The following is a 15,824-nucleotide window of genomic DNA, read 5'->3' as shown; positions in this document are numbered from 1 at the left end:
CCTACAAAAAATGGCAGCGATTCCTACTCCATTGCTTGTAAGGGTTTAGCATGGCTATCAGTGTTTTCGATCTATTCAAAGTCGGCATCGGCCCGTCCAGTTCCCACACTGTCGGCCCGATGCGCGCTGCGGCGACCTTCGCCCAGGCGCTGATCGACCAGCATTTGCTGAACGATGTGCAGCGGGTGGAAATCCGTTTGTACGGCTCGCTTTCGGCCACCGGCGTCGGCCATGCCACTGACCGTGCAACGGTCATGGGCCTGATGGGCGAATGGCCGGACAGCATCGATCCGTCGACCATCGAGCCACGCATCCAGCAACTGCGCGAGACCGGCCAACTGTCTCTGGCCGGTGAACGTTCGATTGCCTTCAACTGGCAGCACGATCTCCTGCTGCTGGACGAGAGCCTGCCCTACCACCCGAACGCCATGTCGCTGACAGCCTTCGGTGCATCCGGGCAACTGTTCGAGCAAACGTACTACTCGGTCGGCGGCGGTTTCATCATCGAAGCGGCCGAAGCGGAATCGGGTGTGGCGCCGGCCGGCGACGTCGAGTTGCCTTACGAATTCTCCAGTGCCGTCGAACTGCTGGCGCTGTGCAAGCAGCACAACCTGCGGGTTTCCGAACTGATGATGGCCAACGAACGGGCCTGGCGCAGCGACGCCGAGATCCGCAAGGGCCTGCTGCACATCTGGTCGGTGATGCGCGAGTGCGTCGAGCAAGGCCTGCGTCACGAAGGCGTCCTGCCAGGCGGTCTGAATGTTCCCCGTCGTGCGGCGAAATTGCACCGCAGCCTGCTGGAAATCGGCAAGCCGAACGTCATCAGTTCGACCCTGTCGGCGATGGAGTGGGTCAACCTGTTCGCCCTCGCCGTCAACGAAGAGAACGCCGCCGGCGGGCGCATGGTGACCGCGCCGACCAACGGTGCCGCCGGGATCATCCCGGCCGTTCTGCACTACTACATGAAATTCAATCCAGACGCGTCCGACGATGACGTGGTCGCCTTCTTTCTGGGCGCGGCAGCGGTGGGCATCCTGTGCAAGAAAAACGCCTCGATTTCCGGCGCCGAAGTCGGCTGCCAGGGTGAGGTCGGTTCGGCCTGCGCGATGGCCGCTGCAGGTCTGGCCGATGTGCTCGGCGCCACTCCGGAGCAACTGGAGAACGCCGCCGAAATCGGCCTGGAGCACAACCTCGGCCTGACCTGCGACCCGGTCGGCGGGCTGGTGCAGGTGCCGTGCATCGAGCGCAACGCCATCGCTGCGGTGAAGGCGATCAACGCCACGCAAATGGCCCTGCGCGGTGACGGCAAACACTTCATTTCCCTCGACCGGGTGATCCGCACCATGCGCGATACCGGCGCCGACATGCATGACAAATACAAAGAGACTTCACGGGGCGGCCTGGCCGTGAGCTGGGTGGAGTGCTGAGGAGTACTCCCTGACCGCCCGTAGCACGTGAGCCCGAGCAAGAATAATAACGAGGCAAAAACGATGACCGATGTACGCACACCTGCTGCCGAAAATCCCGCTGTAGACCGCACACGCAATAACGAAATCGCCCACAAGGGCTGGAGCAAATTCGACACCACCTGGATGCTCGGCCTGTACGGCACGGCCATCGGTGCCGGCACCTTGTTCCTGCCGATCAACGCCGGTGTCGGCGGCTTCTGGCCGTTGCTGATCCTGGCGTTGCTGGCGTTCCCGATGACCTTCTTCGCACACCGGGGCCTGACCCGCTTCGTGCTGTCGGGCCGCTCCGGTGACATCACCGAAGTGGTGGAGGAACACTTCGGCATCGGCGCCGGCAAGCTGATCACGCTGCTGTATTTCTTCGCGATCTTCCCGATCCTGCTGGTGTACAGCGTGGCGCTGACCAACACCCTCAGCAGCTTCCTCGAACACCAGTTGCACATCGCCCCGCCGCCACGTGCGGTGCTGTCGCTGGCGCTGATCCTCGGCTTGATGGCCATCGTCCGCTGTGGTCAGAGCGTGATCGTCAAAGCCATGAGCGTGCTGGTGTATCCGTTCGTCGCCGCGCTGCTGTTGCTCGGCATCAGCCTGATTCCGAACTGGAACGGCGCATTCTTCGCCAGTGCTCAAGAACCGATGGAAATGTCGGTGTTCCTCAAGACCCTGTGGCTGGCGATCCCGGTGATGGTGTTCTCGTTCAACCATTCGCCGATCATTTCCGCCTTCGCCGTCGAGCAGAAACAACGCTACGGCGACCAGGCCGAACGCAAGAGCAGCGGCATTCTCGCCATGGCTCACGGCATGATGGTGGTGACGGTGATGTTCTTCTGCTTCAGCTGCGTGCTGGCACTGTCGCTGGCGGATCTGGCAGCGGCCAAGGCGCAGAACATTTCGATCCTGTCGTACCTGGCCAACCACTTCCAGACTCCGGTCATCGCTTACGCCGCGCCGCTGATTGCGCTGGTGGCGATCACCAAATCCTTCCTCGGCCACTACATCGGCGCCAGCGAAGGCTTCCAGGGCATGATCGTCAAAAGCCTGCGCAGCCGTGGCCGGGTGATGTCGGCGAGCTGGCTGAACCGTGCGACCGCGCTGTTCATGATCCTCAGCTGCTGGGCCGTGGCGACCTTCAACCCGAGCATCCTCGGCATGATCGAAACTCTTGGCGGGCCGGTGATTGCCTGCCTGTTGTTCCTGATGCCGATGTACGCGATCCGCCGCGTGCCGGCCTTGCGCCAGTATTCGGGCCAGGTATCCAACGTATTCGTGGTGCTGATCGGCCTGATTGCACTGTCAGCGATCATCTACTCGGTTCTGCCCTGAAACGGGCCGCAAACGAAGAAGGCGAGCCATGGGCTCGCCTTCTTTTTGGCCGGTTTCATTGTTCGACAATATTCCCGGCATGTCCCTTGCTACATCGCTGAAGGAGACAGGACCACGGAAAGGCCAATGGTCAGGTTTGGCGAACCAACCCGATCAAGGCCGGTCAACAACTGCACGTTCAATCAGGCGGTGACGCATCATGGACAATCCTTTTCAGATCATTACCGATGCCTTCGCGCCGGACTATCAGATCAACCTGAGCATTCAGGGCCTCGACGGCAGCATCATGCTGACCCTCTCCAATGGCGGCCGGATCGTCGCCAAACGGATGATCAGCGCCGAACAGCGCAACGATCCCAAGCGCCTGAAGCGCCTGGTTCAGAGCATTCAATTCGGCATCGCCATCGAGCAGGGTCACAGCGCCATGGCGATCCTCGATGCCATGACCCGCGGCGACGGAATCGCTCCGCCACCGCGTCAGGCCAAACATCAGCCCCGGCCAGCCGCCGGCCTTTAAAGTTCGCCTTTCTCCACTTCCGGATGTTCACTGGAGCCCGTACCGATCTTGCGGTGCGGGTTCTCGATCTTCACCGAAGGGAATTGCGACGAAGCGTAACGCACCACCAGGATCGAGAACGCCAGCAGCAGAATCCCGCCGCACAGGTAGATGATGCCCATGTCCGGCGGATTGTGGTGTGAGACGTTGGAGATCAGCAGGCGCGTCAGTGCCGTAATCGCCACGTAGATCAGGAAGCGCACCGGCATGTGGTTGGTCTTGAAGTAAATCCCGACCATCGCCCCCAGTTCCAGATAGATGAACAGCAACAGAATGTCATCGATCTTGATATGCCCTTCCTCGAGCATCCCGAGAAACTCCATCACCGCCGCCCAGGCGGTTACCGCACCAATGGCGAACAGCGCCAGGTAGTGGAAGGTCTCGACGAACAGGTTGCCCAGGGACTCGGCCAGTTGATGCACGTTTTGCCGCAGTTTCTCGGCCCAGTTGATTTTCACGTTGAAGATTCCTTAGCCCGGTTCGAGCGGATGTTGCTTGCTGGACGTGACGGTTATTGCACACGTACGCAGATGCATGCAGAAAAGAGGCCACGCCATCATGGCGAGGCGGCGCGAAACCCGCGCCGTGGCGTTTGGTCGCACCTGTGCGCAGGTATCGGGCTGACAAAATCCGAATCCGGTCTACATTGAAAAGCCACTACCCAAAGCGCAGGGATTCGCTTATCCTTTTCGCTGTATATAGATACAGTAGTCGCAAAGACAACTTAATGTGAAGGCATGTGAGGTGGTGAATGGCCGTCGAAGTGGTATACCGCAGCAGCCGAGATCTGGAGCGCTTGTTCATGGATAAAGCCGAAGCTGACCGTCATGACAAAATGCTCGAACTGGCCGAACTGTTGGCCGAAGTGCTGGAAAAAGCCGTTCCTTCGTTGAGCGAGCAGCAAGTGGAAGAAGTCGGGATCTTCATGGCGAAGAACCGCGATGTGTTCGCCCGGGCGTTCAAGAGCCAGCCTGATGCACTGTCGGAGCTGATCAACGCACCGGCGGCACCGGTTGTGGCAACCGAGCCGGCAGACGTGGCCGAACCGGCAGAAGCGCCAGCCAAACCTGCCAAAGCGGCGAAGGCTGCGAAGTAAGCGACACTTGGATTGAAGCCTCTGAATTGAATAGCCCCTGAGTTGAAAGACTCGGGGGCTTTTTCATGCCCGGACAAACCTCAGCGGTACAACACCTTCTCCGCCAGCTCGTCCGCCACCCGCGCGGGTGAACGTTTTTCCGCCTGGGCGTGGGCGAAGACTTCAGTCAGGCGCGAACTGATCTTCGACAGGTGCGCGGTGATGGTCGTCAGTTCTTCGCCCCGATGCTTGAGGGAAACGTAGATCAGACCGCCGGCATTGATCACATAATCCGGCGCATACAGGATTCCGCGCCGTTCGAGTTGATCGGCGACATCCAGGTGCGTCAGTTGATTGTTGGCCGAGCCTGCCACCGCCGAGCAGCGCAACTGGGTGACCGTGTGGCTGTTGAGCACACCGCCCAAACCGCACGGCGCGAGGATGTCGCACGGCGTGCTGAGCAACGCGTCGTTGGCAATCGGATGGGCGTTGAGCTGTTCCATCGCCAGTTGCACCTTGCCGTGGTCGATGTCGCTGACCAACAGTTCGGCACCGGCTGCGTGCAGCTGTTCAGCGAGGGCATAACCGACGTTGCCCAGCCCCTGAATCGCCACGCGCAAGCCTTCGAGGTTATCGCTGCCCAGCCGCGCCATGGCCGTGGCGCGAATCCCGGTGAACACACCCATCGCCGCATGCGGCGCGGGGTCGCCAGCCGAAGTGGTGCTGGTGACATGCTGGGTCTGCTGGGCGATGCAATCCATATCCGCCACTGACGTGCCGCTGTCGATGGCAGTGATGTAGCGCCCGTCGAGCTGATCGATGCAACGGCCGAAGGCTTCGAACAAGGCGCCGCGGTTTTCGACATGGGCCGGCCGCACGATCACGGCCACCCCACCGCCCTGGGCGAGACCAGCCAATGCGGCCTTGTAGCTCATGCCCTGGGCCAGGCGTATGGCATCCTCGACCGCGGATTCGTCGTTCGGATAGGCGAGATAACGACACCCGCCCAGGGCTGGCCCGAGGCGACTGTTATGAATGGCAATGACCGCCTTCAATCCGGACACCGGATCAACGCTAAGGTGCAGCGATTCCAGGCGAGTGCTTTGCATGAGAGCGAACATCGGCAGGCTCCCGAATCACTTCTGGTAGACGCCAGTATAGGCTTGCGCCTGAAAATTGCTGAAGCGCACGGGAATAAGGCCCGACAGCGACCAATGCGTTGCGGCATAACCCGATGGCAGAGCGGCCCGGCACTGGACGAATGGCAAAGACGGGGCTAAAACGAGGCATGCCCCGGAGATTTAGATGAGTCCGCGCCAACGTTTCTTCGAGTGTCTGCACCGTTCACCGCCCGCGCTGTTCGAAGCGGCGTTGTGGATGGCTGCCGAGCACGACAAACAAGCCGATCCCGAAGCGCTGTTGCAGGAATTCAAGGAACTGCAGCAGCGGGTCAGCTATGGCTTGCCGTTGCTGCCGGTCAGCGAGCTGGCGCAACCGTTGCTGCGACGCATGACCGATCTGGGGTTTGCCCAGGATGATTTCGTACCGCTGCGTCCGCAGGCCGCAATGGTGCACAAAGTCATGCAGACCAAACGCGGCCAGCCGCTGGCGCTGGCATTGATCGCCCTGGAACTGGCTCGTGGCCTGGAGATTCCGCTGGTGGGCGTGAACTTCCCCGGGCATTTCCTGCTGAAGGTTCCCGGGGCCGATCACCTGCTCGATCCGTGCGGCGGACGGCGCCTGTATCCGAACGACTGCCGCGAACTGCTGCACCGCCAGTACGGCCATCAGATGAAACTCAACGCCGACCACCTGCTGACTGCCGAACCGATGCAGATGCTTCAGCGTCTGTCACGCAACCTGCGCCAGCTGCACCTGACCCACGACGACTTCATCGCGGCGCTGATCGATGCCGAGCGCGTGCTCGAACTGGGCAACGCCAGCGCCGCCGACTATCTGGCCCGGGCCAGTCTGTACCAGCGCCTCGATTGCCCGAACGCCGAGCGTTTCGATCTGGAGCACGCGCTATTGCTCAGTGACGACCCGATTCAGCGACTTCGCCTGACGGAACGGCTGGGGCATCTGCCACCGAACTCAGTCGTCCACTGATCCCTTGTGGGAGCGAGCTTGCTCGCGAATCAGGCGACACGGTCGATCAGTCAAACCGCGTTATCGTTCTTCGCGAGCAAGCTCGCTCCCACAGGATTTTGCGCAAGCTGCGAAGGCGAACGCACCTGAATGATCAGCAACGCCGCAATCACCGCCGGAATCGCGCAGAAGAAGAAAATCTGCTCCACCGGAATGTGCATCGCCAACAACAGGCTGCCGAACAGCGGCCCGAGAATCGAGCCGAACCGCCCTACTCCCAATGCCCAGCCGGTGCCGGTGGCGCGCACGTGCGCCGGATAGAAATTGCTGGCGAACGCGTTGAGCGTCAGTTGCCCGCCGATGATGCAAAACCCCGCCGCAAACACACAGGCCACCAGATAACGCGGATTGTCGTGATTCAGCCCCAGCAGGATCGTGCACACCGCCGCGCCAGCCAATACGCCGGACAACAGTCGTACTTTGCTTTTCAAACGGTCGGCGAACCACGCCATGCAAATTGCGCCGAGCGTGCCGGCGAACAGGAACATCGACGTCACCAGGTTCGCTTCATTGAGTTTCAAGCCACTTTCCAGCAGCAGCGACGGCAGCCAGCTGATCATGAAATACAGCAGGATCAGGCTGACGAAAAACGTCGCCCAGATCAGCAAGGTCGGGCGTGCGTAACCGTTGCGGAACAACTCCACCACGGTCAGTTTGCTGCCCTGCTCGCGTTCGTTCTGCTCGACCGATGCGGCCGGTGGCTGCCAGTCCGGCAGCATCCGCGCGGTGACCTTGCGCAGGCGTGCGTAGGGCGGCGCGTCACGCAGCAGTCGTGGCAAGGATTCCGGCAGCATCCACCAGAGAAACGGAAACAGCAGCAACGGCGTGACACCGCCGGCGAGGAACACTGCCTGCCAACCGAAACGGTCGATGAAACCGGCCGCGACAAAACCACCCGCCGCACCGCCGAATGAAAAGCCGCACGCCGCCAGCGTGACCATCAACGTGCGCAGGCGAGGCGGTGAATATTCCGACATTAACGCCATGGCGCTGGGCATCGCGCCGCCCATGCCGATGCCGCAGATGAAGCGCGCGATCATCAGGGTATTCAGGGAATCGGCGAACACCATCAGCACGGTGAGACTGGCGTAGATCAGCACGCAGGCGAGCAGAATCCGTCGAACGCCGAAGCGGTCGGCCAGCGGCGTCACGGCGAGAGAGCCGAGGGTCAGACCCAGCAAGTTGGCGCTGAACACCGGGCCGAACGCGGATTTTTCCAGACCCCAGTCCTGCGCCAGCGCCGGCACCACGTAACCGAGCACCTGGGCGTCATAGCCGTCGGTGACCAGCAGCAAGGCAAGAAGAATCAGGAGTAACCACTGAAAGCGGGACACAGGACGGGCGTCGAGTGCCGCCCGGAAGCTGGCAATCTGGTTGTGCATCGCAAGGTACCTGTTTTGTTTTTATGATTTTTTGCGGGTAACCGGAATGGCTCCCGTGCGCTGCACGGGAGCCATCAAACGCTACTTCGGTGTGTCCGGCTGATTCGCCGGATGCGCCGCAATGAACGCCGGATGCTCAGCGGCCAACGCGGCCACCCGACGAATCCGTGGATACGCCTCCAGCGAAACGTTGAACCGCTCGGCCGCGTACAGCTGTGGAATCAGGTACACGTCCGCCACGCACGGCCACTCGCCGAAACAGAAGCCGCTGTCGCCGATCAACTGCTCCACCGTCCCCAGCCCCTGACTGATCCAGTGGCCGATCCACTCGTTCACCTGCGGCTCGTCATGCCCCAGACCGCGCAGGCGATTGAGCACGCTGACGTTGTGCAACGGATGCACATCGCAGCCGATCACCGCCGCGACGCCGCGCACCTGGGCGCGGGCAACAAGGTCTTCGGGCAGCAACGGCACCTGTGGATAACGTTCCTCCAGATACTCGATGATCGCCGGCGACTGAATCAGCAACTTGCCGTCATCAGTGCGCAGCGCCGGCACCCGGCCCTGCGGATTGATCGCCAGATACGCCGGTTGCCGATGCTCACCGCAGGGCGGTGCGATCAGGTTGACCGGCAACGCCTGATAGTCGAGGCCCTTGAGTGCCAACGCGATCCGCACCCGGTACGACGAGGTGGAACGGTAATAGGTGTAGAGATCCATGAGCCGCTCCTGTCAGCGCGCCGCCAGCACGGTGCCACGGCATTCGCCGAAACCGATCGAGGCATAACCTTCGCGTGCGCAGCGGGCGCGCAGGATGATTTCGTCGCCATCCTCAAGGAATTTGCGCACTTCACCGGACGCCAGTTCGATCGGCTTTTTACCGCCCTCGGTGATTTCCAGCAGGCTGCCGAACTGACCGTTTTCAGGGCCGGACAAGGTGCCCGAACCGAACAGGTCACCGGCCTGCAACTGGCAGCCGTTGACGCTGTGGTGCGCGACCATTTGCGCGACAGTCCAGTACATGTAGCGGGTGTTGCTCAGGGTCAGGCGATGGGCCGGCAGGTTCTGTTCGCGCATTTTCTCGGTGAGCAGCAGCACTTCCAGCTCGATGTCGAAACCACCACCCTCCTGATCACCTTTGTCGAGCAGGTACGGCAGCGGCTGCGGATCACCTTGCGGACGCGCCGGTTGCGCAGTGCGGAATGGCGCCAGCGCTTCGGCAGTCACCACCCATGGCGAAACACTGGTGATGAAGCTCTTGGACAGAAACGGACCGAGCGGCTGGTATTCCCAGGCCTGGATGTCACGGGCCGACCAGTCGTTGAGCAGGCAGAAACCGGCGATGTGTTCAGCGGCGTCACCGATGGCGATCGGCTCGCCCATCTCGTTGCCCTGACCGATCCAGATCCCCAGTTCCAGCTCATAGTCCAGCCGTGCGCACGGGCCGAAGGTCGGCTCGGTCGCGCCGGCCGGCAGGGTCTGGCCTTTCGGGCGGCGCACGTCGGCACCGGAGGCGCGCACGGTAGACGCACGACCGTGGTAGCCGATCGGCACGTGTTTGTAGTTCGGCAGCAGCGGGTTGTCCGGACGGAACAGTTTGCCGACGTTCTGCGCGTGTTCGATGCCGACGTAGAAGTCGGTGTAGTCGCTGATGCGCGCCGGCAGGTGCAGCTGGCAATCGGCAGCCAGCGGCAGCAGTTTCACGCCCTGGGCTTCAATGTTGCCGCGATGAGTGCTGCCCTCGCTGAGCAGTTCCAGCAGACGTTCGCGCAAGGCAACGCGGGCGTCGCGGCCGAGTTCGAAGAACGCGTTCAACTGACCGCCGCGCATGGCTTCGACGGCACTGCGCGCGACGCCGTCGAACAGACCGGCCTCCAGCGCCACTTGCAGATCGAAGATGTGTTCGCCAATCGCCACGCCCGCGCGCGGTGCCGAGCCGTCGATGCTGAACACGCCCAGCGGCAGGTTCTGCAGCGGGAATTCGGTGTGGTCGTTGGCCGAAGCGACCCAACTGCGGGTGATGGAATTCTGAGTCATGGGTTATCTCCGGGTCGGGTCGAACGTGGCGGGCAGCGTGGCCCAGCAGGCGTCGTAAGTGGATTGCAGTTGCGGGCAGTCGAGGGCGAAGCGGCTTGGGCGCAGCACCTGGCTGGTCTCGAACATGAAGGCCATGGTGTTGTCGATCTTGGCCGGCTTGAGGTCCGCGTTGATGGCTTTGGTGCAGGTCTCGCCGTCCGGGCCGTGGGCGCTCATGCAGCTGTGCAGGGACGCGCCGCCGGGCAGGAAGCCTTCGGCTTTGGCGTCGTACTCGCCCTGGATCAGGCCCATGAATTCGTTCATCAGGTTGCGGTGGAACCACGGCGGACGGAAGGTGTTCTCGGCCACCATCCAGCGCGGCGGGAAGATCACGAAGTCGAGGTTGGCCAGGCCGTGGACGCTGGTCGGCGAGGTCAGCACGGTGAAGATCGACGGATCCGGGTGATCGAAACTGACGGTGCCGATGGTGTTGAAGCGGCGCAGGTCATATTTGTACGGCACGTTGTTGCCGTGCCAGGCGACCACGTTCAGCGGCGAGTGATTGAGTTCGGTGCCCCACAACTGGCCGAGGAACTTCTGCACCAGGGTGGTCGGTTGTTGCAGGTTTTCGTAGGCAGCCACCGGGGTCAGGAAGTCCCGCGGATTGGCCAGGCCGTTACTGCCGATCGGCCCCAGATCCGGCAGACGCAATGGCGCGCCATGGTTCTCGGCGACGTAGCCGCGCGCTTGCGGATCTAGCAGTTCGACGCGGAATTTCAGGCCCCGTGGCAACACGGCGATTTCCAGCGGCGCCACTTCCAGTACACCCAGTTCGGTGGCGATGCGCAGGCGCCCGAGTTGCGGCACCAGCAGCAGCTCGCCGTCGGCGTTGAAGAAAACGCGCTCCATCGAACGGTTGGCGCAGTAGTGATAGATGCTGATGCCGGCCGGTTTTTCGGCGGCGGAGTTGGCCGCCATGCTCACCAGACCGTCGATGAAATCGGTCGGTTCGGCCGGGATCTCCAGCGGGTTCCAGCGCAGGCGATTGGGGGTCACTTCACCCAATGGTCCGCCCGCCAGTTGCCGCTCCAGTTTGACGAATGCCGGGTGATTGGCCGACGGCTGGATCCGGTACATCCAGGTGCGCCGCGCTTCACTACGGGTCATGGTGAACGCGGTGCCGGAGAACAGTTCGGTGTACAGACCGTAAGGGGCTTTCTGCGGGGAGTTCTGGCCGAAGGGCAGTGCGCCGGGCAACGCTTCGGAACTGAATTCATTGCCGAAACCGGACTGGTAAGCCAGGGCTGAATCGAGGTTCATGGAGCCTCCTGAACAGGGCGTCGGCATGGCCGGACGCTCTGGATCGGAGGTCTTGGCACGCCGGGGTTATTTTTATCGTAATTCAATTACGCATAACGTAATTTGCTCGCTATCCAGCGTCAAGCTATAAAGACGCCCATTCGTTCCGGGACACGCCAGCACCATGGAAAAAACCAGCGACAGCAACGGCAAACAGAAAGTCCGCTCCGCCGAAGTCGGCACCGACGTCCTCAAGGCCCTGGCCGAGTTGTCGCCGTCCACTTCGCTGTCGCGTCTGGCCGAACATGTGCAGATGCCCGCGAGCAAGGTTCACCGTTATCTGCAGGCCTTGATTGCCAGCGGTTTCGCAGAACAGAACACTGCCACCAACCACTACGGTCTCGGCCGTGAAGCGCTGCGCGTGGGCCTCGCTGCTCTGAACAGTATGGACGTGCTGAAAGTCGCCGCTCTGCCGCTGGCCGAGTTGCGCGACGAACTCAACGAAACCTGTTTCCTGGCGGTGTGGGGCAATCAGGGCGCGACCGTGGTGCACATCGAACCGGCGGTGCGCGCGGTGACGGTGGTGACGCAACTGGGCTCGGTATTACCGTTGCTCAGTTCCTCCACCGGTCTGGTGTTCGGCGCTTACCTGCCGCACCGGGAAACCGACGAATTGCGCGAACAGGAAATCGCCAGCGGCGGCCATCCGCTGGCAGACGAAAAAGCCTATGCGGCGTTGTGCGAGCAGATCCGCGAACGCGGTCTGCATCATGTCCACGGTTTGCTGATGCCCGGCGTCGATGCCTTGTCGGCACCGGTGTTCAACGCCCTCGGGCAGGTCGCGGCGGTGTTGACCATCGTCGGCCCGACCTCGCTTTTCCACGCCGACGAAAACGGCCCGGCGGCGCAGCGGTTATTGGCTGCGACGCGGGCCGTGAGCTGGCGGATGGGTTATCAGCCAGATTGATGAGGCAAGGGGTCAGCCGATGATTCGGGTTTTACTGTCCGCGATCACATAGGGAGAAGCCACGGCGGTGACATAACCAATGCCCACTGGCACCCCGGTCGCGGTCGATACGATCTCGGAAATATCCTTGACTCGCGACAGCAGCCCCACCGCCGAAACAGATCCGCCAACGCCAGCCACAATCCCCACATACAGGAGAATGGAGCTTCTCCAGGCCGAGGCGAGATGGTTCTTGCCGGCTTCGTCATCCCCCAGGCTGTAGGCAACGATGCCCTGGACGATCGACCGTGTGATGCGCACGATGCTGTTCACCAATCCCACCGGCGGGACAAACAGCGAGACGATATCCACCGCAAGCTCGGTGATCACCATGACCGTGTTCCAGAAACGCTCGGCAGGTGTGGTGGTTTGATAGTCAACGTCGCTGAGCACACGGGAAATCATGCTGTCGAATTCGAACTTGAAATGGGTCACGACAGAACTGTTGTTCAACGCCGGGGTTGGGAGAGCGCCTGACGCGTTCTGGCAGCGAATGACAAAGTTCTGTACGACACTCCTGTGTTCGAGCCTGGTCAGTGCAATAACGTGATTTCCCAGGTCGGCGTCCTTGAGCCCCAGTGTCAAGGACTCCAGCGGACGGAAACTCATGCCATCCGGAGCCTTCGGAACATAGACCAGCAGCTGCAGTTTCCCTGCCACCCGGCGTCCAAACGTATAAGCGCCCTCGATGCGTCGCCCTTCAAGAACCAGCGTGTAGATACCGTCCTGCGGGGTAGTGCCCGGCTTGAACGGATCCAGTTCATGAGGACGGTCATGATCGAGCCCGTCGACCAGTCCCGCCAGCCAGTTGAACTGTTCGGCGGACAAAGAGCCCTGCATCTTCTGGGTCAATGCCGCCCTGAGCATTTCGTTCTGCTTGAGCTTGCAGAACAGTTTCGCCTTGAGATCCAGCGACGCGCCGTTGGCGAAACGGTCGACCAGATGCCACTCATACATCATGCCCGGCCGCAAACCGATCAACGATTTGACGACCGTCGCATTCAGACCGCCCAGTGAAGAACCTTCCCTGGAGACGAATGCCACCTGATCATCGTCTGGCCAAAGCTGCCATTGAATGAAGAGATGGGTGAGCGTCATCCAGTCCTGCCCTTTCACCTTGACATCAACGCGATCAGGATCGATCAACGGATGGTTCGGGTCAGAACGACGCAGATGGCTGTTCAACCGTTCCATCACCTGGTCTCGTGAAAAAGAAACCAACGTGGGGATATTAAGCTCCTCTTTCGAGAGTTCGTAGAGCGCCCTGAAATCCGTGTTCAATCGGGTAAGCATCTCGCGATCGCGCGCCGCCGCACTCCTGTACCAGGCAGGAGTAGCCACCTGTTCCTCGGCAATTTCCCAATCGATGATTTCATGAATGGCCCCCATCAGCGGCCCGTCTTCGTGCCCCCGGTTCCACTCCACCAGGGTGACACCGCCCCACCACCATGGCTGAAACACAGGGCCCGGTTCGTCATAAGAGAGCTCGTCTTTCACGAAAGCTGCGCGGTCCTTGCTGAAAGCCTGACCGGTCAGGAACTCACGATCACGTGGCTCGAATCCCCAAGAGATGAACTGGCGCTTCAACCCCGTCAGATCGGAGAATTCGTACCACTGCTGCCCGGTCGGGGCACCCGGCGCATACAGCACATGTAATTGACGGTCTGGCGCAGCTCCCCTTGCACGAAACGCAATCATGTCCCTGAACGGCCTGTAGCGCTGACGAAACGCAACGCCAAACGCTTCGACTCCCGGGTCGCCATACAGATACCGCTGCACCATGTTCTGTGCTTGCGGGCCGATGTGTTTTTGCAGGACGGCGGCGAAGTGGCTGAGCGCAATTTCCTGCCCCAGGACTTCGCGCATGGCTTCGCGGATCCGCGCCTGTGCGAATCGCTGATTGCGCTCACTGGCATATTGCACACGCAGATCAAACTGGCGGATGGCGAGTTCGATACTGGAAGCCGTCAGTCGCGGATTGTTGTGAAAGGCTTCGAGCTTGATCGTGTAGGGAGCCGCCGTGTCATGCACGCCGTACATGAACAACTGCGTCAGGGTTTTACGCTCGACATGTTCGATACGCCGAGTGCCCATGCGCAACGAATGTTGCACTGTCACCCAGACAGTATCAGGGTCCACTCGCCGGGTATCGCCCGCGCTGATGTGGGTTTCGACAGCACCGCGCACGTAGTCCTGAAAAGAAGATACCCCTTCCATGGCCTCATGCAGGCACACCTGCCCCCTGAGCAGTTCCTTTTCCAGAGAGGCGAACATTTCCTGATGGTTGGCGGTGGCATCCTTCAACCATTGCGGCCGGGCGTTTCGGTTCATCAGGGCCAGTAGTCTGGCGACCCGCCCCCGGGCAGCGTCGATGACCGCCTGCTGCTGAAGGGCGCTCTCGACCGAACGCACGAGAGCAGGCCGATCCCCGCCCGGCGCCTGTAACCGGCGAAGATGGTAAGCAACGTCGCGTTGTTGTTTTTCAAGAAGCTGGGCGGTGAGGGTCTGGAAGATTTCGCCTTGAATGTTCAGGTAACGGATATCCGGAACGCTGCCGACCTGCTCGGCATCTTCCTGTGAAACGCTCCTGAGCAGTTGTGCCCGGGTTTCTGCATTGCCCAGGCGTTGCTGCAACGCTTGATGCATCAAGGCGGCGGTGCGGAATGTTTCCAGGCCGTTCACGGAGGTGTAGAGCACTACCCATTCGTCATCGTCCAGAACCAGTTCGGGGATAGAGCGCCCCGTGAGGTAGGTGACAAAGCAGCCGGCCAGCGTTGCGAATCGACCATTTTCCAGTTGCAGTGAAAGACTGTAGGCCGGAGTCAAAGATGTGCCCTTGATAAAAACGGCATAGCTTTCCTCTACCTCCGGCCGAACGCCTTGCATCTGCACCGTCGCACCCAATTCCTGCCAGAACAGCGCTGCATGGACATCCTGCAGCTGACGCCGGCGCGAAGCCAGCTCGCGCCCCTTGTCGTCCTTCCCCGAAGAAGCTGCCCAGTATTGCGCCAGCAAAGGTGTGTATTTCTGCGCCAGCGCCCCCAGCACATTACCGATCAAGGAACCGACGGCGACCACATCCAGCCCGTGAATCCGGTCCTCTTCATCCGTGGAGTCAGGCCAATCGAAGACGCCGTACAGACTGGCGTCATAGACGGGCGCATTACCGGACATCAGGCACTGCATGAACACGTCCATCAACAATCCGGTCGGTTGCGGATTCACAATCCCTGGACGCTGGGCGGTAATGTACGTTTTGCTGATATAGATATCCGGCGATAACTGTTGAAGTTCCTTTAACACCAGATCCTGTAAAAGCGATTTGAACGACGGTAGTGCACCCAGTAAACCTTCCAGGTCGTCCCTGTGCTGATTGATTTTATTCAGATACTTTTCCGCCGAGAAACTTTCCACTGCGCTCATGATAAAACTCCGTTATTACACGTATTAACAGGACGACAAAACATCGCCCAAGCTGTGCAAACAACTTAACCGGAGCAAAACCAACAAAAACACCCACTATCCTTTGCAAGACATTTAAAGGATCAAA

12 protein-coding genes and 1 pseudogene are annotated in these 15,824 nt (G+C 60.8%); 6 read left to right on the top strand and 7 right to left on the bottom strand.

Features of this window, described 5'->3' with window-relative positions; translation table 11 throughout:
• Positions 1–50: 50 nt before the first annotated feature.
• From L6D82_RS02695 to L6D82_RS02685, 3 genes are all read left to right on the top strand, one after another.
• Positions 51–1,427 carry an L-serine ammonia-lyase gene (locus L6D82_RS02695; RefSeq protein WP_236187999.1) on the top strand — a complete coding sequence of 459 codons (1,377 nt, stop codon included), beginning with the start codon at positions 51–53 and terminating at the stop codon, positions 1,425–1,427.
• Positions 1,428–1,490: 63 nt separating this feature from the next.
• Positions 1,491–2,792 (top strand): serine/threonine transporter, encoded by a 1,302-nt coding sequence (locus tag L6D82_RS02690; protein ID WP_236187997.1) that lies wholly within the window; start codon positions 1,491–1,493, stop codon positions 2,790–2,792.
• Between the two features lie 199 nt (positions 2,793–2,991).
• Positions 2,992–3,309, top strand: coding sequence for a DUF3509 domain-containing protein (locus tag L6D82_RS02685; RefSeq protein WP_102717143.1), 318 nt, complete (start codon positions 2,992–2,994; stop codon positions 3,307–3,309).
• On the opposite strand, the gene L6D82_RS02680 is transcribed toward L6D82_RS02685, so the two are convergent.
• The gene (locus L6D82_RS02680) at positions 3,306–3,806 is read right to left on the bottom strand and encodes a phosphate-starvation-inducible protein PsiE (RefSeq protein ID WP_007957255.1); all 501 of its coding nucleotides are present in this window, start codon (positions 3,804–3,806) and stop codon (positions 3,306–3,308) included. The genes L6D82_RS02685 and L6D82_RS02680 overlap by 4 nt on opposite strands.
• Positions 3,807–4,099: 293 nt before the next feature.
• Here L6D82_RS02680 and L6D82_RS02675 point away from each other — a divergent pair.
• Positions 4,100–4,357: pseudogene (locus L6D82_RS02675) on the top strand (YebG family protein); the annotation flags it as partial.
• 167 nt (positions 4,358–4,524) lie between these two features.
• Here the strand turns inward: L6D82_RS02675 and L6D82_RS02670 are convergent.
• Complete coding sequence (locus L6D82_RS02670) at positions 4,525–5,544, bottom strand: Glu/Leu/Phe/Val dehydrogenase family protein (RefSeq protein WP_085608113.1); 1,020 nt, start codon at positions 5,542–5,544, stop codon at positions 4,525–4,527.
• Between the two features lie 184 nt (positions 5,545–5,728).
• On the opposite strand from L6D82_RS02670, the gene L6D82_RS02665 reads away from it, so the two are divergent.
• Complete coding sequence (locus tag L6D82_RS02665) at positions 5,729–6,532, top strand: SirB1 family protein (RefSeq protein WP_085746965.1); 804 nt, start codon at positions 5,729–5,731, stop codon at positions 6,530–6,532.
• Positions 6,533–6,582: 50 nt separating this feature from the next.
• Here L6D82_RS02665 and L6D82_RS02660 read toward each other — a convergent pair whose 3' ends face one another.
• From L6D82_RS02660 to hmgA, 4 genes are all read right to left on the bottom strand, one after another.
• A complete protein-coding gene (locus L6D82_RS02660) occupies positions 6,583–7,953 on the bottom strand; it encodes an MFS transporter (RefSeq protein WP_085746964.1) in 1,371 nt (456 codons plus the stop codon).
• 81 nt (positions 7,954–8,034) lie between these two features.
• Complete coding sequence (maiA, locus tag L6D82_RS02655) at positions 8,035–8,673, bottom strand: maleylacetoacetate isomerase (RefSeq protein ID WP_236187995.1); 639 nt, start codon at positions 8,671–8,673, stop codon at positions 8,035–8,037.
• Between the two features lie 12 nt (positions 8,674–8,685).
• Positions 8,686–9,990: a fumarylacetoacetase gene (gene fahA / locus L6D82_RS02650; RefSeq protein WP_129972972.1), complete on the bottom strand. Its 1,305-nt coding sequence runs from the start codon at positions 9,988–9,990 to the stop codon at positions 8,686–8,688.
• A 3-nt stretch (positions 9,991–9,993) separates the two neighbouring features.
• Positions 9,994–11,289 carry a homogentisate 1,2-dioxygenase gene (hmgA, locus tag L6D82_RS02645; protein ID WP_236187993.1) on the bottom strand — a complete coding sequence of 432 codons (1,296 nt, stop codon included), beginning with the start codon at positions 11,287–11,289 and terminating at the stop codon, positions 9,994–9,996.
• Between the two features lie 163 nt (positions 11,290–11,452).
• Between hmgA and L6D82_RS02640 the strand changes: the two genes are divergently transcribed.
• On the top strand, positions 11,453–12,235 hold the full coding sequence (locus tag L6D82_RS02640; RefSeq protein ID WP_236187992.1) for an IclR family transcriptional regulator: 783 nt from the start codon (positions 11,453–11,455) through the stop codon (positions 12,233–12,235).
• Positions 12,236–12,247: 12 nt separating this feature from the next.
• Here L6D82_RS02640 and L6D82_RS02635 read toward each other — a convergent pair whose 3' ends face one another.
• The gene (locus L6D82_RS02635; RefSeq protein ID WP_236187990.1) at positions 12,248–15,697 is read right to left on the bottom strand and encodes a dermonecrotic toxin domain-containing protein; all 3,450 of its coding nucleotides are present in this window, start codon (positions 15,695–15,697) and stop codon (positions 12,248–12,250) included.
• Between the last annotated feature and the right edge of the window lie 127 nt (positions 15,698–15,824).

Origin of the sequence: Pseudomonas paraglycinae (assembly GCF_021601625.1) — a bacterium.
Lineage (GTDB): Bacteria > Pseudomonadota > Gammaproteobacteria > Pseudomonadales > Pseudomonadaceae > Aquipseudomonas > Aquipseudomonas paraglycinae.
Note: the sequence above shows the minus strand (reverse complement) of the source record. Positions and strands in the feature narration are given on the sequence as shown.